This window comes from Mycobacterium sp. D16R24 (assembly GCF_002013385.1).
Taxonomy (GTDB): Bacteria; Actinomycetota; Actinomycetes; order Mycobacteriales; family Mycobacteriaceae; genus Mycobacterium.
On the sequence record NZ_MAEV01000017.1, the window covers coordinates 136564 to 155409 of the forward strand.

The following is an 18846-nucleotide window of genomic DNA, read 5'->3' on the forward strand; positions in this document are numbered from 1 at the left end:
CAGATCACTTCGCCATCATTCCGGGCACATTATCGAGAGCCGCCCGCATCTCCGGGGCTCCGATACGGCGCAGCGAGTCCTCGTCGAGCTCTTTCACTGCTGCCCCATGTTCCTCGCTGTTGGCATACAGCCCTGTTTCGAACGGCGTGAGCTTGGCGCAGTCGACATCACGATCCGTTTCCAGACCGTCAATTGGACCACCCAGCGAGAGCACACCGGCGTCAAGAACCCGCTGGGCGTCCCTAGCGTCAACCATCCTGCTGTCCTGCCTCTTTCGTCTTATCGCTGCTCGTCGCCGCGCATGCGAAGTCGCGGAAAACTCTCCGAGATAGCACCGGCCAGCTTCAGGTACGCGGCATTGGTATCCGCATTGAGCAGATTGAAGTCGACATCAGCGCCTTCGGCGAGATGCGGATCGAACGGGATCATGTGAATAGACCGGCAACGTGCCTCGAAATGCTCATAAACCTTGTCTAGCTTGATCCCCGCAGATCCTGGACGCGAGGCGCTCAAGACGACGTGGGCCTCGCGCACCAGCGCCGAATGTCCATGCTGCATAAGCCAATCAAGAGTAGCCGAGGCACTTCGAGCAGAGTCCATGGCCGGTGAGCTCACCAACACAATGGTGTGCGCAAGATCGAGCACCCCTGCCATCGCCGAATGCATGATTCCCGTGCCGCAGTCGGTCAGGATGATGTTGTAGTACCGCTGCAGTATGTCGATCGTATTGCGATAGTCGACCTCGCCGAAAGCCTCCGAAACTGCCGGATCCTGTTCACTGGCAAGTACTTCCAAACGACTGGTCGCCATCCGAGTGTGGTTGCGCACGTCGGCGTAACTTCTGATGTTCCGATCGTTGAGAAGATCCCGAACGGTGGACTGTGTCGAATGGTCGCGCACCCGTTCAGCCAAGGTGCCACGGTCGGGGTTAGCGTCCACAGCGATGATCCGATCGGTACGGATCGTCGCGAATGCCGAGCCCAATCCCAGTGTGGTGGTAGTCTTTCCGACGCCACCCTTGATAGAGAGCACTGCGATGCGGTAATCGCCGAGAATTGGCTGCCGAATGCTGGCCAGTAGCTGTTCCTGTTCACGATCCTTCCGGGAGTCGCCTGGATTGACACGGCCGCCGGTGGACCTGTGCACCGCCTTGCGCCAGCCGGATCGCGGCGCGTAACGACCACGATTGATAACCTCCGCCTCGTCGAGCGAGGGCGGCATCCGGTAAGCCTGCGGCGCACGGTAGTTGGCAGGAGGCGTCGCGGCTTGCGGTGGCGGCAAGTAGCCCGGAGGCAGGTCTTGCGGCCCGGGCGATTGAGGTGCCTGTGGCTGCTGCTGTTGCGGCACCCATTGCCATTGACCCTCAACACTAGTGGGCTGCGGAGGTGGCTGCTGCGGAAGCTGCTGTCCACCATAGGGTTGCGGCGCCTGGGGGGCGCCCTGCGACCACTGCCCGGGGTAAGGCTGACGCGGGTTCCATCCCGGCGGAGCCTGAGCCGCATGCTGCTGGTCGAGTCCAGGCCGCGGCGGAACAGGCTGTTGCGGGGCAGACGGCGGCACGTAGTAGGCGGGTTGCACCGGTTCCACCGCAGGAGTCGGCTGTATCGCCGGGGGAATCTCCCGCGACTGAGGCACATCGGGGTGACCTGGCTCGTCTTCCGCTGCGGCATCGTCCGAAATGGGCTCGGGCTCGATAGGTGCCGCCGGAACCTGCGACTCGTCCTGACGTTCGTCTGCCGACGCCTCGACGTCCTCAAGCTCGGGGGCAGCGGACGTCTCCTCGAACACCACGGCCGGCAGGTCGATGACAATGTCCTCGTCGACCAGGGGCGCAAACCCCTCAAGGTCGGGCGCTGCCGTGGCCGTTGTTTCCTTCTCAGCGAGTTCTTCGGCACCGACACCGAATTCCGCACCCCCGGAGTCGGGGGATCCGGATGTATCGACCACCGGTTCCGGCACGGCAGCCCACGGCGCCATCATCGGCACAAACGGCGCGGGTTCAGGCTCGGGGGCAGGCGCTTCCAGGTCGGCAGCATCGTGCGCAGCCAGTTCCTCATTGAGCTCGGCACGTTTGGCTTCGATGCGCTGCAGCAATGCGGCCGCTCGGGCGTCGACGTCATTGACCTCGGGGGCAGCCACCGGAGGCTCCGGTACTTCTGGTTCCGCAGGCTCTTCGATTACCTGAGAGGGCTCTTCGGATACCTGGGTTGACTCCTCCACAACCGGAGTCTGCGAGACCAAATCGCCGACGATATCTGCGTTCGGCTCCGATACTGGGGGCACGAAATCGGCGGTGAGCGCTGCGGGTGGCTCCGGTTCTGAGGGAACCCGTGCGGGCTCGTCATCCGGCGCTGCCCCGTCGATGGGCTCGGGTTCGGCCGTATCGGAAACAGCCCCGACGATCGGTTCGGGGGCATCATCGATGGCTTCGGGCTCCGTAAAACGGAGCGTAGGACCGGGGACCTGCTCAGCGGCGTGCACGTCCTCCGGTACTTGCCCTTGCTCCCCCACGTCCGCGACGACATCGGGGGCATCATCGACCGCCTCTGGCAGTGTGAAGCGGAGAGCCCCGGGGGCCTCGGCAGCGGGCGCAGCCTCAGATTCGGGTACCGCATGGCGCCGATGACGTTCGAGTTCGGCGTCGGTGATGCTCTCATCGAGGCTCATCTGGCGCAGCTGCGCTTCGAGCAGGCTGAAACGCGAGAACGGGTCTGTGCCGCCGGACGCCGCACCACGCTGATCGGCGGTGGTTACCGGTAGGCTCGCCTCCTCCGACCCTGGGGCCACCTGCACCGGTTCGTCTGAAGGCACGATCTCCGAGGGCGCTTCGCCCGCAGGTGGGGTAGGTGACTGCTCGTCAGCGGCGGCCTCAGGAGCGGCGGGCTCTGGCATGGGGGTTGCTGGGGGCCCGCTAGGCGGAGGCGTCGGCGGCTGTGCTGCCTGCGATAGCGGCCGCGGCTCGGGCATCATCTCAGGAATAGGGCTCGTGACGATCCGAGGCGCCTCAGAAATGGGCGTCTGGGCAGTCACCTTCGGCTCGACGGTCAGCGGCTGTTGATCGGGTGATTCGGTCGCGCGCGGTGGGGTGTAGTACTTCGAGACGTTGGTCACCGGTATGCCGCCGTTGGCCTTTTCGTCACGGGGCGCGACGGTAGAGCGCTCCTCAACTGAAGGTGCGACCGATTCGGCGATCGGTTTCTGTGCAGGAGCTTGGGCAGCGGAGGCGCGTTCGCTCTCGTGAGTTAACGAGTCATCGTTGGACTCGACCTCGTCCGCGTTGCGCTTCTTGCGCCTCAACGAACGGAGAAACCCTCGTTGTTCGTCTTCTTCGGGCAGCCACGGAGGACGGGCCGGTGCACCACGATCCTGCTTGGGCAACGTCCCCCTCCCCTTCCTCAATCGCCAAACCGTCGTAAAGCTCGATCGTACTCAGTTGCTAGCGCACAGGTACCAAGACTGGTTACCCAACCAAATAAACCCCCGCACTCAACCAGCAGCTTAAGGGAGATGGCAATGTCCTCGCAGCCTTCGGGGTGATCCCGTACCGGCGCGATCTCGGCGGTAACCACCGCGCAGGGCCTGCGGGTCGGTCTCAGGATCAATCAGCGCGAACTGGCTAAGCCACCGCAGCGCTTGCCGACGCGATCTTCATACCGCCACGATTGTCCGCTGGGCGTCGGCACGTTGCGCGACGCCACGAAAACCCGCGTTAACCGTCGGCCACCCAGAATCCGATGGGCGGACGTCCTCGGCTGGTCACGCCACGTACACGATCGATGCGCTTGCGGAGGTCCCGAGAGGCACGAGCGCCCCCTGGCAGGCGCTGCGACTACGACGTCTTGTCGGCGTTCTCCCGCTGGATCTCCAGCGCGATATCGATGAGCTGATCCTCCTGCCCACCAATGAGCTTGCGCTGACCGGCGCGGTGCAGCAGCTGGTGCGCGGGCACGCCGTATCGCTCACCCTGCCGGATGGCGTGCTTGAGAAAGCTGGAGTACACGCCGCTGTAGCCCATGATCAGCGCATTGCGGTCCAGCAGGCACTCGGCCGGCATCGCCGGCGCCACAACCTCCTCGGCGGCGTCGGCGATATCGAAGAAATCGATACCCGTCTTCACACCGATCTTGTCGAACACGCCGATCAACGCCTCCACCGGAGCATTGCCCGCACCGGCACCGAAGCGCCTCGTGCTGCCATCGATCTGCTTGGCGCCGGCGCGCACCGCCTCGATCGAGTTGGCGACGCCGAGCCCCAGGTTCTCGTGCCCATGAAAACCTACTTGAGCATCCGATCCCAATTCGGCCACGACAGCGGCAACACGGTCCGCCACCCCATCGAGAACCAGCGCGCCCGCGGAGTCGACCACGTAGACGCACTGACATCCGGCGTCGGCCATGATCCGGGCCTGCTTGGCCAGCTTCTCCGGTGAGATCGTGTGCGACATCATCAGGAAGCCAACAGTTTCCAGCCCTCGCTCGCGCGCCAGCCCGAAGTGCTGAAGAGATACGTCAGCCTCGGTGCAGTGGGTGGCGATACGGCAGATGGACCCACCGTTACCCTGCGCCTCGATGATGTCTTCCTTGGTGCCCACACCAGGCAGCATCAGGAACGCGATCTTGGCGTTCGTCGCGGTCTCCGCGGCGAGCTTGATCAATTCCTGCTCAGGGGTTTTCGAGAACCCGTAGTTGAACGACGATCCACCAAGACCATCACCGTGCGTCACCTCAATGACCGGCACACCGGCACCGTCAAGGGCTGCGACGATCGCCCGCACCTCATCGGCGGTGAACTGGTGCCGCTTGTGGTGCGAGCCGTCACGCAATGACGTGTCGGTGATCCGCACATCCCATGCGGCGTCGAAGAAGATGCCGTCGGTGCCCAAAAGCTGAGCGCTGGTGTCCGAGCCCATTATTACGAAACCTTCGCTGATAGAAGTTCTTTGGCGATTTCCTCGCCGACCTTGGTCGCGGCCGCGGTCATGATGTCCAGGTTCCCGGCATACGGCGGCAGGAAGTCACCGGCACCCTCCACCTCGACGAAGGTGGTGACGACGTGGTTGCCGCCGTTGACCACCGACGGCTCGTCGAACTGCGGCTCGTTGAGCAGCCGGTACCCGGGCACGTACTGCTGCACCTGGCTCACCACATCGTGGATCGACGCGGCGATCGCATCCCGGTCCGCGTCCTCCGGAATCGCACAGAAGATGGTGTCGCGCATGATCATCGGCGGATCGGCCGGATTCAGGATGATGATGGCCTTACCGCGCTTGGCTCCGCCGATAACCTCCACACCCCGGGAGGTCGTCTTGGTGAACTCATCGATGTTGGCGCGTGTGCCCGGCCCCGCCGAGACAGAGGCGACGGAGGCGACAATTTCCGCGTAAGGAACCTCGACGACGCGGGACACCGCGTAGACGATCGGAATCGTCGCCTGTCCGCCGCAGGTGATCATGTTGACGTTCGGAGCATCAAGGTGCGCACGCAGATTCGCGGGCGGCACCACGGCCGGACCCACGGCGGCAGGCGTCAGATCGATCGCCCGGATCCCGGCCTCCGCGTACCGCGGCGCGGCGGCCTTGTGCACGTATGCCGACGTCGCCTCAAACACCAGATCGGGCTTCTCGTCCTGCGCCAGCAGCCAGTCCACCCCCTCATGCGAGGTTTCCAGACCGAAGCCGCGGGCGCGCTTGAGACCTTCGGACTCGGGGTCGATGCCGATCATCCACCGTGGCTCCAGCCACTCGGACCGCTGCAACTTGTACAGCAGATCGGTGCTGATGTTTCCCGAACCGACGATCGCTGCCTGAATTTTAGGGTGCCTGTCCACCATATCTCCTCTACTCGAAAGCCAGTCGGACCGAACCAAGTCCGGCGAACTCGGCCAAAAACTCATCCCCCGGATGCGCGTCAAACGCGCGTGTGCACGAACCCGGCAGCACCACATCTCCGGCCCGCAGACGAACCCCGAACGAGGCCACCTTGCGTGCCAGCCATGCCACCGAGGTCACCGGATTGCCTAGCACCGCATCGCTTCTGCCCTCGGCCAACTTCTCGCCGTTGCAGGTCAGCACCGCGTCGATCGACTTGATGTCGATGTCCTTCGGCGAAACACGCTGCTTGCCAAGCACAAACCCGGCCGAAGAGGCGTTATCGGCGATGGTGTCGCAGATCTTGATCTGCCAGTTGGTGATCCGGCTATCCACCACCTCAATCGATGGCACGTATGCCGCCGTGGCCGCCAGCACATCATCCTCGGTGCAGTCCTCACCAGGCAGGTCGGCGGCCAGGATGAATCCGACCTCCACCTCCACCCGCGGGAACAGGAACTTGGATGCCGAAGCCGCGACATCCTCAAACAGCTCCATATCGGCCAACAGGTGCCCATAGTCCGGCTCGTGGACACCCATCATCTTCTGCATCGCCTCGGACGATAGGCCCACCTTGTGCCCCACGACCTTGGCTCCGTCCGCTAGGCGGGAGCGAATGTTCATGAGCTGGATCTCGTAGGCGTCGACCACACCGAAATCCGGGTAGGTGTCGGTGGGCGGCGCGATGGCCACCCGGGTGCGCTCAGCATCTGCCAGATCTGCGGCGATGGCCTCGCGAACGTCGGAACTAAGCATCTATGTGTCTCCCAGTCTCGGTCCCGGCCCGGCGTCCGGAGAAGACGCAGTCGGCCAGGGACAATCCGCTCACATACGAATTGGAGCAGATACCCACCGCCGCGCGTCCGGCGGCATAAAGCCCCGGAATCGCCGCGCCCGATGTGGTCTGCACGGCACCAGTCTCCTCGTCAACGACCAGCCCGCCAAGAGTCAGCATCGGACACGGATTCAGCATGTTGGTCTTGATCGACACGTTGAACAGATAGAACGGTCCCTGCTCAATGGGGACTCGGATGTCGTCGGGCTTCCCGAACGGGTCGGGGGTGCCGTCCGCGATGGCGCGATTGTGTTCGGATACGGTGCGCGCCAACAATTCTGGATCGATACCCGCCTTGGCCGCCAACGCCTCAATGGATCCGGCCTTCTTGCGCCCGACGTTGAGAAACGCTTCTGCTTGTATTCGCTGGAACCACAGCGTCTGCGAACCCAGCTGCTGACGAGCCCGCTTCACCAACTCCTTGTCCGCTACCAGATATCCAACCCCGCCGGCCTTCCGCACAATCGCCTTACCGAGCGCGGCACCATATCGCGATTCGTCAACCATCCTCTGGCCCTTGGTATCCACCAACAACGAGCCGAGGAACGCGGCAGGCGGCACGATAAAACGCCACGCCGAGATCTCATCGAGGTGCCCCGTGGCCGCATCCAACGGCTCCGCGAGCTTCAACGCGGTGCCGTCGTCACCGGCAGTGCCCAGCTGCAACCCGTCCCGGTACGCCGGGGCATACCGCTCTACCAGCTCACGATTGGCGATGAACCCACCGGAAGACAGCACCACCCCGTCGTTAGCGCGGATCTCATACGGCTTGGCGAACCGGCGCTCCAACGCATAGGCGGGCCCCTCCAACGCCTTTCGCATCGGCGGGTAGTAAATACCCGGCTTGGTCGCATAGTGCGTGAGCCGCGAGTACGCGCGCTGGACCCACTTCGGCGCGTTCTTCAGCGTTACCCCGCGCACCCCGACGACGCGACCGTCCTCGACGATCAGCCCGGTGACCCGGGTCTGCCGCCACACCTCGGCGCCCAAACGTTCCGCGGAGGCCGCCAACGGCGCAAACAACGCCTTGCCGGATACGCCCCGACCGAACGCTCGATGCCCCCGCTGACGGGGCGCGGTAACAGCCCGCGCCATGCCAGAGGTTTCGCTACCGGAAAAGTAGAGGTAGTAGTCGTTCGTGGGGTACGAAGTCTTGAACGGGGCCAGCGAACCTTCGAACGGAACTCCGTAACCTTGCAGCCAATCCAGGGTGGCGACGCTGCCGTCCACAAATTTCTGCAGCGTCTCCGGTTTCACCGCATCCCCGACCTCAAGCCGCAGATACTCCAGCATCAGCTCCGGGGTGTCCTCGACGCCCGCGTCGCGCTGGACATTGGTGCCGCCACCGGCGTAGTAAATGCCCCCTGAAATGGCCGAAGCTCCACCACCGTCGAATCGCTCCAGGATCGCCACGGATGCCCCGCGCTCCCGCGCGGCCAGCGCTGCCGACGCCCCCGCCACCCCGTATCCCACGATGACGACATCCGGGGAAGGCGCCTCGACATCACCCGGCACTGGGCCTCCCTCACCGTCATATAGCCAAAACAGCAACAAGTTTCTGTTTTCACCGCAACATCAATGTGTCCGGGCGGTGAAACCACAGGCCAGCGCCGGTAGCGCCGGGCCGCTTCAATTCTATAACGTGTTCTACATGACTGAGCAGGAGTACGACGTCGTCGTCGTCGGAAGTGGTGGCGCCGGCATGGTTGCGGCGCTCACCGCGGCACACAACGGCCTGAACACCGTGCTGATCGAGAAGGCCCCCCACTTCGGTGGATCGACCGCCCGTTCCGGCGGCGGCGTCTGGATCCCCAACAACGAGGTGCTCAAGAAGGCCCGCCAGACCGACACCCCGGAGGCGGCCCGCGAGTACCTCTACAACATCATCGGCGACGTCGTCCCCCGCGAGAAGATCGACACCTACCTGGATCGCGGCCCGGAGATGCTCTCGTTCGTGCTGGCGAACTCGCCGCTGAAGCTCGACTGGGTGCCCAACTACTCCGACTATTACCCCGAGGCCCCGGGTGGACGCTCGGCCGGCCGCTCGGTGGAGCCCAAGCCGTTCGATGCCAAGAAGCTAGGCGACGAGCTGCCCAACCTGGAGCCGCCATACGGCAAGGTTCCGCTGAATGTCGTCGTGCGCCAGCAGGATTACGTACGGCTGAACCAGCTCAAGCGCCACCCGCGCGGTGTGCTGCGCAGCCTGCGGGTGGGCGTGCGCACCTTCTGGGCGCAGGGCACCGGCAAGAAGCTCGTCGGCATGGGACGGGCGCTGTCGGCAGCGCTGCGTATCGGCCTGCGCGATGCCGGGGTTCCGGTGAAACTCAACACCGCGCTGACCGATCTGTACATCGAGAACGGCACCGTCAAGGGCGTCTACGTACGTGAGACGGGCGCCGCAGAGGCTTCCGAGCCGACCGTCATCAAGGCGCGCAAGGGCGTCATCCTGGCCTCCGGTGGATTCGAGCACAACGAGCAGATGCGCGTGAAGTACCAGCGTGCCCCCATCACCGCCGACTGGACCGTCGGCGCCAAGGCCAATACCGGCGACGGCATCCTGGCAGCCGAAAAATTGGGCGCTGCACTGGAGTTCATGGAGGACTCATGGTGGGGCCCAACTGTTCCACTGGTGGGCCGGCCGTGGTTCGCCCTGTCCGAGCGCAACTCCCCCGGGTCGATCATCGTCAACGCGTCCGGTAAGCGATTCATGAATGAGTCACTGCCCTACGTGGAGGCCACCCATCGCATGTATGGCGGCGAGTACGGCCAGGGCCCCGGTCCGGGCGAAAACCTGCCCGCGTGGCTGCTCTTCGACCAGGAATACCGCAATCGGTACATCTTCGCCGGATTGCAGCCGGGACAAAAGATTCCGAGTAAGTGGATCGAGTCGGGCGTCATCGTCAAGGCCGACACCATCGAGGGGTTGGCGGAACTGACAAATTTGCCCGTGGACGCGTTGGTCCAGACTGTCGAACGGTTCAACGGCTTCGCCCGCAGTGGCACCGACGAGGACTTCGGCCGCGGTAAGAGTGCCTACGACCGCTACTACGGCGACCCCACCAACAAGCCGAACCCAAATCTGGGCGAGCTCAAGAAGGGCCCCTTCTACGCGGCGAAGATGGTGCCTGGCGACCTGGGCACCAAGGGTGGCGTGCGCACCGACGTGCAGGGCCGGGTGCTGCGCGATGACAACAGCGTCATCGAAGGTCTTTACGCCGCAGGCAATGTCAGCACTCCGGTAATGGGTCACACCTACGCCGGCCCCGGCGCCACCATTGGCCCCGCCATGACGTGGGGTTACCTCGCGGCGCTCGATATCGCCGGAAAGTAGGGTCTGGGTCATGCCTATCAATGTTGATATCGCCCTGGGCGCTGCCGTCGAGCCCGCCGAATTCTCGTGGACCGCCTCCGATGTGCAGCTGTATCACCTGGCAATCGGGGCTGGTTCCGATCCAGTAAGCGAGACCGAACTGCGCTACCTGCAGGACAAGGCCCCGCAGGTGTTGCCGACGTTCGCGACCGTGGCCTCCGGTTTCCACGCGGTCGAGCCGCCCAAGGTGTCGTTCCCGGGTATCGAGATCGACCTGGCCAAGATCCTGCACGGTACCGAGCAGGTGACCGCGCACCGGCCGTTGCCGCCGTCGGGCTCTGCCCGTTCCGAGGGCAAGATCGTGGAGATCTGGGACAAGGGCAAGGCGGCTGTCATCGTCACGGAGACGACCACTTCCGATGACCAGGGGCCTCTCTGGACGATCCGCCGGTCGATCTTCGCACGCGGCGAGGGCGGCTTTGGCGGCGAGCGTGGTCCGTCCTCAGCGGGAGAGGCTCCGTCCCGTCCCGCCGACCTCGAAGTCTCGACGCACATCCTGCCGCAGCAGGCGCTGCTGTACCGGCTCTGCGGAGACCGCAATCCGCTGCACTCCGACCCCGCATTTGCGGCGGCGGCAGGATTCCCCCGCCCGATCCTGCACGGACTGTGCAGTTACGGCGTGGTGTGCAAGGCAGCGGTGGACGCTGCGCTCGACGGGGACGCATCGCGGGTGACCTCGTACGCCGCGAAGTTCGCGGGCGTGGTGTTCCCCGGAGAGACGCTCAAGACCCGCATCTGGAAGGAAGACGGCACGCTGCTGATCTCTGCCGTCGTCGCCGAGCGCGAGGACGCCCCGGCACTCGCCGACGTGGAGCTCACCTACAAGTAGCCCAACCGGCTAGTACCAGCGTATTCCGCGGTAGCGGTTCACACCTAGCGCGAGCGCGGTGCCGATGCTCCAGACCGCGACGCCCAACCCGAGCTCCATGAGGGACCGCTCGGTAAGCGGCATAGCGTGGAAGACGTTGCGCCCGAAAATGGCCCGTGGAATACCTCCCACGGGCGCCACGAGGTAGTAGACGCCATACGGCAGGGCCAGATAAAGGAGCCATCGCGCGGTGACCAACAGGTCGCCCCGTTGCCGCCAACGCATCAGCAGCGGCCGGGCCACCATGGGCAGCAGCACCGACACCAGATTGCCCAGGCCCAGCCAGCTCACGATGTGCACGGCGACATCGGGCACGGTGATCGCTGTCTGGGTTGCCTGCTGCCGGTGGATGGTCGGAAAAACCGTCAGCACGAGTGTCGGTAGCCCGGCGACGAGAAACAGTGCGATGTTCTTGACCAGCAAGATATGTAGCAGCGACCGATGACCTCGCAGCGCGTACCTGACTCGATCGGCATCCAGACCGAGCATGTTGGTCACGGACACATCGGCAAAGATGAACATGGCGAAGTAGGTGCCAACGAGCAGCGCCCAGTCGCGCCTGCGTCCGTGTTCGGCGATCGGCTGCCAGATGATCAGGTAAGCGATCGATAGGGCCAGGTTCAGACCCAATCCTTCGAGCCAGCGCCGTGGCGGCCGAAAGGTCTCGGCGACGTCCGTGCGCAGACGGGTCAGCACGCCCGCAGCGGTGGAGGTCTCCCGGTAGATCATCGGCCAAGCATTGCCGGGATTTCTGTCAGAAAGCTGTGACTGCGATACGGTCTCGTCTCGGTCACAGTTCAATCGAGCCACATGTCCGAGTCGCATACCCCAGGTTCGGGACATACCTTTCCCGCGTGCAGACCTCCCCGTGCGGTCCCGCCAAGCGGTCCCGCTGCCTCTCGCGACGCGATGTCCTCAAGTACGCCTCGACCGTGCCCGTCTTGTTGAGCATGCCGGCCATGCTCTCCAGTACCGCCCTGGCTCATGCCCAATCTCCCATCGCGGGCAAGATCGTCTTCCTCGATCCCGGCCACAACGGCGCCAACGATGGCTCGATCACCCGGCAGGTCAGTGACGGCCGGGGGCGCACCAAGGAGTGCCAGACCAGCGGCACCGCAACCGACGCGGGCTTTCCTGAGCACACCTTCAACTGGAATGTGGTGTTGCACATCCGCCAGGCCCTTACCGGGGCCGGTGTGCGCACCGCCCTCTCCCGCGGCAATGACAACGCACTCGGACCATGCATCGACCAGCGGGCCGCGACCGGCAACTCCTTCAAGCCCGACGCGATTGTCAGCATTCATGCCGATGGCGGCCCCCGGGACGGCCAGGGGTTTCACGTCAACTACTCGAATCCGCCGATCAACGAAGCGCAGGGTGGTCCGTCGCTGCGCTTGGCCAGCACCATGCGCGATCAGCTCAAGACCTCGGGATTCCAGCCGTCGACCTACCGTGGAAACGGTGGTCTCTATGGGCGTTCCGACCTTGCCGGGCTCAACCTGGCGCAGTACCCGGCAATCCTCATCGAGTGCGGGAACATGAAAAACAGCGACGACGCCGCGATGCTGTCCAGCTCGGATGGCCAAGCCCGTCTGGCAGCGGCGATCGCCCAGGGCATAGCCAGGTTCCTGAGCTGAGTCGATTACCCCAGGATGAGGCCGGACGTCGGCACACCCGTGCCGGCGGTGACCAGGACATGCTCAACGTTGGGCACCTGGTTGACCGACGTGCCCCGCAGCTGACGCACACCCTCGGCGATGCCGTTCATACCGTGAATGTAGGCCTCGCCGAGCTGACCGCCATGTGTGTTGATGGGCAGCTTGCCCCCCAGCTCGATGGCGCCGTTGGCGATAAAATCCTTGGCCTCACCCTTACCGCAGAAGCCCAACTCCTCGAGCTGCAGCAGCGTGTACGGGGTGAAGTGGTCATACAGGATCGCGGTCTGAATATCGTTGGGAGTCAAGCCTGATTGACCCCACAGCTGCCGACCGACCAGCCCCATCTCGGGCAGTCCGAGCTCGTCGCGGTAGTACGAGTACATGGTGAACTGGTCCTCACCGGAACCCTGGGCAGCGGCCTCGATGACCACCGGCCGGTTCTTGAGATCCTTCGCTCGCTCGGGCGTGGTCACCACGATCGCCACCCCGCCATCGCTCTCCTGACAGCAATCCAGCAGCCGCACCGGATCTGCGATCATCCGCGAGTTCTGATGGTCCTCGATGGTGATCGGCTTGCCGTAGAAGAATGCCTTCGGATTGGTGGCCGCGTGCTTACGATCCGCCACCGACACCGCGCCGAAATCGGCACTCGTGGCCCCATATTCGTGCATGTACCGGCGAGCGATCATCGCCACCGAGGCCGCGGGCGTGCTCAGCCCGTGCGGGTACGACCAGCTGTACTCCACACCTCGCGAGTCGGCGGTCGAGCTCAGCCCGGCCATCACCTGACCGAACCGAAACTCCGAGCGCTCGTTGAATGCGCGATATGCCACAACGACTTCCGCGACACCGGCAGCAACCGCCAACGCGGCCTGCTGCACCGTCGCCGCAGCGGCCCCGCCGCCGTAACCGATCTGGCTGAAAAACTTGAGCTCACCGATACCGGTCGAACGAGCAACGGCGGTCTCGAGGTTGGAGTCCATGGTGAAGGTCACCAAACCGTCGACTTCCGACGGTGCCAGACCCGCATCGTCGAGCGCATCGAGCACCGCCTCGGCCGCCAGCCTCAGCTCGGATCGGCCCGACTTCTTCGAGAAGTCGGTGGCGCCGATACCGGCGATGTGGGCCTTACCCGACAAGCTCACGCGCTTGCTCCGATCGTCAGCGTAACCTTGGCAGTGACGTGCGCACCAAGGCTGTTGTTGCCCACCACATCCACTTCCACCACGTCGTCCTCGACGGCGGTTACCTCACCAGTGAACACAGTGGTGTCGTAGGCGTACCACGGCACACCCAGCCGCAACGAAATCGATTTCACGCGCGCAGAAGGCCCGGCCCAGTCGGTGACAAACCGCTCGACCAGACCGGTGTCGGACAGGATGTTGATGAAGATATCCTTTGATCCCTTGGCCTGCGCCAGATCCCGATCGTGATGCACGTCCTGGAAGTCACGTGTCGCCAGCGCTGTCGACACAATGAACGTCGGAGTGCCTTCGAGTTTCAGTTCCGGCAGCTTCTCGCCGACTTCTGCTTGCGCCCTTGGCGCGAGCTGCTCGTCGATGCTCACGCTGCCTCCCATGCGTACAGAGTCCACGCCGGGCTCTCGCCATCGGCCGGAAAGTCCAGATAGGTCACCTGAACCGGCAACCCGATCTGAACATCGTCGGGCGACACCCCTCGAAGCTCGCCCAGCATCCGAACACCCTCATCAAGCTCCACCAGCGCGATAACGAAAGGCAATGTGCGACCGGGCACCTGAGGAGCGTGATGCACCACGTAGCTGTACACCGTGCCGCGGCCGCTGGCCACCTGATACGCGATCGCAGCGTCCTTGTCCTGCCACACCGCAGGCACCGGCGGATGCTGCAGCGAACCGTCGGGACGCTCCTGCAGCCGCAGCTCGTGCGCCGCGATTCCCTCCCAGAAGTACGCGCTGTCTCGTGACCAGGACGGACGCATCAGTTTCGACGGATCGAGATCCTTCGGTACGTTGGCCGACTTCTTAGCGCCCGGGCGGAACTTCATGATGCGCCAGTTCATTTCATTGACGAGCTCATCACCCACACGCCACTCGGCGTGGATGTTGATGAACCAGCTCTCGCCGAGCGCCGTCTGCTTCGGCCCGAAGACTTCGGTCACCTCGTTGGTGGTGGTGACCTGCTCACCCAGCTGCAGATAGCGGTGATAGATCTGCTCATAGTTGGTGGCGACCACCGACTCGTAGCCCGCCGCATCCAGGAGCTCCATGACCCGGCCCAACGGGTCATCTCCGGAGCGCTCGCCGTACAACCCCGCCATGGTCCACACCTGCGCCATGGCCGGCGGCGCGACAATGCCGGGATGACCCGCCCCGCGGGCAGCTTCCTCGTCGACATAGATGGGGTTGCGATCGCCCATCGCCTCGACCCAGTTGTTGATCATGGCCTGGTTCACCGGATCCCGCGCCAAACGCGGGGCGCTGGGGCCGTCGGCCTTGATCCTGGAGAAGCCTTCCTGGATATCAACCACGCTCATATCTACCTGTTCTTCGCGCAAGTCGCTCGTCACCGCGGAACCCTGGGCGTGCCCAGTCCTGCTGTCGACACCATCTCGCGCATCACCTCGTTCACGCCGCCACCGAAGGTGATCACCAGGTGGCGCTTGGTCTGTGCATCAAGCCATTCCAGCGTCTCTGCGGTGTTCGCGTCAGCGGGATCGCCGTAGCGACCCACAACGCCTTCACTCAGCCGACCAAGCTTCTGAATCCATTCGGTGGCAAGAATTTTCGTGGCAGCGGCGTCGGCCATGCTGATGTCGTCGCCCGATGAGGCCACCTGCCAGTTGAGCAGCTCGTTGAGCCGCCATACGGCCTTCATCTCACCCAGGACTCGACGCACATCCTCATGTGCCAACGGCGCCACACCATCGGGCCCGGGCTTGGCGGCCCACTCGTAGACGCGGTCGTACATGCCCGCGATCCGCCCGGATGGGCCCAGCGAAACCCGCTCGTGGTTCAACTGGGTGGTGATGAGCTTCCAGCCCAAGTTCTCCTCGCCCACCAGCATGTCCACCGGTACCCGCACATCGGAGTAGTACGTGGCGTTGGTGTGGTGCGCGCCATCATTGGTGATGATCGGCGTCCACGAGTAGCCGGGGTCCTTGGTGTCGACGATCAGAATCGAGATGCCCTTGTGTTTTGGTGCATCAGGGTCGGTGCGGCAAGCCAGCCAGATGTACTGGGCCTGGTGCGCGCCGGTGGTGAAGATCTTCTGCCCGTTGACGATGTAGTGGTCGCCGTCGCGCACCGCGGTGGTACGCAGGGACGCCAAGTCAGTCCCGGCTTCCGGTTCGGTATACCCAATGGCGAAATGGATTTCACCTGCCAGGATTCCGGGCAGAAACTTCTTCTTCTGCTCCTCGGTGCCGTACTTCTGCAGGGTCGGGCCGACGGTCTGCAGCGTAACCAGGGGCATCGGCACGTCGGCACGCATGACCTCATTCATGAAGATCTGCTGCTCCAGCGGACCGAATCCGTGTCCGCCATATTCCTTGGGCCAACCGACACCGAGCCAGCCGTCCTGGCCCATCCGGCGCACAACGGCCTCGTAGGACGATCCGTGACGGTCGACCATCATGTCGCGGGTCTCATCGGCGGTGACAAGGTTCGAGAAATACTGTCGCAGATCGCTTTGCAACTTCGCCTGTTCCGGCGTGAGGTCAATCAACATCACTGGCTCCTAAACCTGCGCCGCGGCAAGAACGTCCAGGCGCTCGGAGGACCCACCGACCAGGCGGCTCAGGTCCTTGATCGTCGAGTAGTAACGGTTCATCGGGTACGTGATATCGACGCCGAGACCGCCATGAAGGTGGTGACAGATCTGCATGACTCGCTGCGCCTCCGAGGCCATCCAAAACGCGACGATGTCCAAATCCTCAGTCGCGTCACGACCCGCCGAGAGACGCCACACCGCCGAGGTGACACCGAGGTTCAATGTCCGCGAGACCACGTACACGTCCGCCAGTTGCTGCGAAACCGCCTGGAAGGTCGCCAACGGCTTGCCGAACTGCACCCGGTTGGACACATGATCGGCCGTCAGTCGCAAGGCGCCGGAGACCAATCCGTCCGCGTAGGACCCGATCGCCGCCAGGGCGAGCTGGTTCACGCGCTCAACAGATCCCGCTAACACATCCGAATCGGGCACCGATGCGTCGGCGAATGTCACCGCGTATTCGGCGGCCTTACTGGCGGTCGGCGTCCGGGCGATCGTCACACCCGGAGTGTTGGGTGCCACCACGACGACGCCATTGTCGGTGGTGACAAGTATCCAATTCGCCTCGGCCGCATGCAGAACGCCGATCTTACGGCCGTTCAACACCAGCGCGGACCCGTCGCGCACGGCAGAGACCGAGGGCGACGAAGGTAACGCGGACCCGGGCTCATCCAGAGCCGCCGTCAGGATTCCACCGGCGCCGACGCCATCGAGGAACCTATCCTGCTGCTGCTCGGAGGCCAGCTCCAGCAGGGGTACCACCCCGAATCCGAGCGTAGCCAGCACGGGTGTCAGGGCGCCATGCTTCCCGAGCACCCGCAGCGCCACCGATACCTCGGCGAGGCCCAGCCCGTCACCGCCCAGCCGTTCGGGCAGCGCCAGGTTCAGTACCCCATTGACAGCCAAGGCATGCCAGGTGTCTTCGTCGTATCCGATCCCGGGCACCACACCGATGAACTCACGGTCGGCAAGCACCGCTTCGACCACGTCAGAGACAGCGTACTGCTCCTCCGCGAAAGCGAAATCCATTATGCTCGTTTCCTTTTGAAAAGCTACTGCAGAACCGGGCAGCCGCTGGCGCCGGTGAAATCAACCTGCCAGTGCTTGATCGCGTTGAGCCAGCCCGAGCGAAGCCGCTCCGGTTCGCCAGCCGAGACGATGTCCGGCATGTGATCGGCGATAGCGTTGAACATCAGGTTGATGGTCATGCGCGCCAGGTTTGCACCAATGCAGTAATGCGCACCGCTGCCACCAAATCCCATATGCGGGTTGGGATTACGCATGATGTCGAAGCTGAACGGATCCTCGAAGACCTCTTCGTCGAAGTTGGCGCTGCGGTACATCATCACCACGCGCTGCCCCTTCTTGATCTGCACACCGGACAGTTCGGTGTCCTCCAGCGCAGTCCGCTGGAACGAGGTAACCGGCGTCGCCCAGCGCACGATCTCATCGGCTGCGGTCTCCGGACGCTCCTTCTTGTACAGCTCCCACTGCTCCGGGAACTGGGTGAAGGCCATCATGCCCTGAGTGATCGAGTTCCGAGTGGTCTCGTTTCCGGCCACCGCCAGCATGATCACGAAGAAGCCGAACTCGTCATCGGAGAGCTTGCCCTCACCCTCGACCTCGGCGTTGATGAGCGTGGTCACGATGTCTTCGCCGGGGTTCTCGGCCTTGTGCTTCGCCATCTCCATCGAGTAAGCCAGAATCTCCATCGACGACTGCTTAGCGTCGATGTGCGCGTACTCGGGGTCATCGTACGAGGTCATCTCGTTAGACCAGTTGAAGAGCTTGCCGCGGTCCTCCTGCGGAACGCCGAGCAACCCAGCAATCGCTTGTAGCGGCAGCTCGCACGAGACCTGCTCAACAAAGTCACCGGTGCCGCTCGCCACCGCGGTCTTGGCGATCTGTTGCGCCCGCTCATTCAGCTCGTCACGCAGGCGGCCAATCGCCCGCGGAGTGAAACCACGGGAAATAATTTTGCGCAACCGGGTGTGGTGCGGTGCGTCCATATTCAACATGACGAAGCGCTGCAGCTCGATATCCTCGCGCGCGATGTCGTCGTTGAAACGCGGTAACGCGGTGTTCTCCCAGCTGGAGAAGACATCGCTACGCAGAGACACCTCCTTGACATCCTTGTGCTTGGAGACAACCCAGTAGCCGCCATCGTTGAAGCCGCCGACGCCGTCGGGCTGCTCGTTCCACCAGACGGGGGCGTGAGCCCGCATCTCTTTGAACTCTTCAATGGGCAGGCGAGTGCGGTAGATCTCCGGGTCGGTGAAGTCGAATCCGGCGGGAAGGCTGGGGTGCACCACGTTGAACTCCTATGGCCTTTCGGGGCATCTTTCAGGGACGATCTGGTTAGAGCATCTAGTGAGAGCCGAGTGAGCTACGACACTCTCTAGCCCCATTGAAGCACACGATCAGCGCAGACAAAACGTGGTGCGCGGGGTGAGAACACGTTCTCATTGCTTCCAGACTGAAACGTGTTCTACCGTGAGGT

General features: G+C 63.7%; 16 protein-coding genes. 3 read left to right on the plus strand and 13 right to left on the minus strand.

Features of this window, described 5'->3' with window-relative positions:
• Nucleotides 1–4: 4 nt before the first annotated feature.
• The 6 genes from B4383_RS16055 to B4383_RS16080 form a co-directional block, all read right to left on the minus strand.
• Nucleotides 5–256: a hypothetical protein gene (locus tag B4383_RS16055; RefSeq protein ID WP_078291861.1), complete on the minus strand. Its 252-nt coding sequence runs from the start codon at nt 254–256 to the stop codon at nt 5–7.
• A gap of 23 nt (nt 257–279) precedes the next feature.
• Nucleotides 280–3378 (minus strand): AAA family ATPase, encoded by a 3099-nt coding sequence (locus B4383_RS26685; protein WP_078291863.1) that lies wholly within the window; start codon nt 3376–3378, stop codon nt 280–282.
• Between the two features lie 451 nt (nt 3379–3829).
• Nucleotides 3830–4909, minus strand: coding sequence for a 4-hydroxy-2-oxovalerate aldolase (dmpG, locus tag B4383_RS16065; protein WP_139360817.1), 1080 nt, complete (start codon nt 4907–4909; stop codon nt 3830–3832).
• A gap of 2 nt (nt 4910–4911) precedes the next feature.
• Entirely contained in the window at nt 4912–5808 is an 897-nt protein-coding gene (locus tag B4383_RS16070) for an acetaldehyde dehydrogenase (acetylating) (RefSeq protein WP_233146595.1), read from the minus strand.
• Between the two features lie 28 nt (nt 5809–5836).
• Nucleotides 5837–6622, minus strand: coding sequence for a 2-keto-4-pentenoate hydratase (locus B4383_RS16075; protein WP_078291867.1), 786 nt, complete (start codon nt 6620–6622; stop codon nt 5837–5839).
• Nucleotides 6615–8255 carry an FAD-binding protein gene (locus B4383_RS16080; RefSeq protein WP_078291870.1) on the minus strand — a complete coding sequence of 547 codons (1641 nt, stop codon included), beginning with the start codon at nt 8253–8255 and terminating at the stop codon, nt 6615–6617. The genes B4383_RS16075 and B4383_RS16080 overlap by 8 nt, the downstream gene beginning before the upstream one ends.
• A 97-nt stretch (nt 8256–8352) precedes the next feature.
• Between B4383_RS16080 and kstD the strand changes: the two genes are divergently transcribed.
• Nucleotides 8353–10032, plus strand: coding sequence for a 3-oxosteroid 1-dehydrogenase (kstD, locus tag B4383_RS16085; RefSeq protein WP_078291935.1), 1680 nt, complete (start codon nt 8353–8355; stop codon nt 10030–10032).
• 10 nt (nt 10033–10042) lie between these two features.
• The gene (locus tag B4383_RS16090) at nt 10043–10900 is read left to right on the plus strand and encodes a MaoC/PaaZ C-terminal domain-containing protein (RefSeq protein ID WP_078291873.1); all 858 of its coding nucleotides are present in this window, start codon (nt 10043–10045) and stop codon (nt 10898–10900) included.
• Nucleotides 10901–10909: 9 nt separating this feature from the next.
• On the opposite strand, the gene B4383_RS16095 is transcribed toward B4383_RS16090, so the two are convergent.
• Nucleotides 10910–11668, minus strand: coding sequence for a hypothetical protein (locus tag B4383_RS16095; RefSeq protein ID WP_078291875.1), 759 nt, complete (start codon nt 11666–11668; stop codon nt 10910–10912).
• Nucleotides 11669–11889: 221 nt separating this feature from the next.
• On the opposite strand from B4383_RS16095, the gene B4383_RS16100 reads away from it, so the two are divergent.
• Nucleotides 11890–12576 carry an Rv3717 family N-acetylmuramoyl-L-alanine amidase gene (locus B4383_RS16100; protein WP_078291877.1) on the plus strand — a complete coding sequence of 229 codons (687 nt, stop codon included), beginning with the start codon at nt 11890–11892 and terminating at the stop codon, nt 12574–12576.
• 5 nt (nt 12577–12581) lie between these two features.
• Here B4383_RS16100 and B4383_RS16105 read toward each other — a convergent pair whose 3' ends face one another.
• The 6 genes from B4383_RS16105 to B4383_RS16130 are packed head-to-tail and all read right to left on the minus strand — an operon-like array spanning nt 12582 to nt 18658.
• On the minus strand, nt 12582–13736 hold the full coding sequence (locus B4383_RS16105; RefSeq protein WP_176126460.1) for a lipid-transfer protein: 1155 nt from the start codon (nt 13734–13736) through the stop codon (nt 12582–12584).
• Nucleotides 13737–13738: 2 nt separating this feature from the next.
• The gene (locus B4383_RS16110) at nt 13739–14110 is read right to left on the minus strand and encodes a MaoC family dehydratase (RefSeq protein ID WP_176126458.1); all 372 of its coding nucleotides are present in this window, start codon (nt 14108–14110) and stop codon (nt 13739–13741) included.
• Nucleotides 14111–14160: 50 nt separating this feature from the next.
• Nucleotides 14161–15105 (minus strand): OB-fold domain-containing protein, encoded by a 945-nt coding sequence (locus tag B4383_RS16115; protein ID WP_286143824.1) that lies wholly within the window; start codon nt 15103–15105, stop codon nt 14161–14163.
• Between the two features lie 35 nt (nt 15106–15140).
• On the minus strand, nt 15141–16304 hold the full coding sequence (gene fadE29 / locus B4383_RS16120) for an acyl-CoA dehydrogenase FadE29 (protein ID WP_078291882.1): 1164 nt from the start codon (nt 16302–16304) through the stop codon (nt 15141–15143).
• A gap of 9 nt (nt 16305–16313) precedes the next feature.
• The gene (locus tag B4383_RS16125; RefSeq protein WP_078291883.1) at nt 16314–17375 is read right to left on the minus strand and encodes an acyl-CoA dehydrogenase family protein; all 1062 of its coding nucleotides are present in this window, start codon (nt 17373–17375) and stop codon (nt 16314–16316) included.
• 23 nt (nt 17376–17398) lie between these two features.
• The gene (locus B4383_RS16130; protein WP_078291885.1) at nt 17399–18658 is read right to left on the minus strand and encodes a cytochrome P450; all 1260 of its coding nucleotides are present in this window, start codon (nt 18656–18658) and stop codon (nt 17399–17401) included.
• Between the last annotated feature and the right edge of the window lie 188 nt (nt 18659–18846).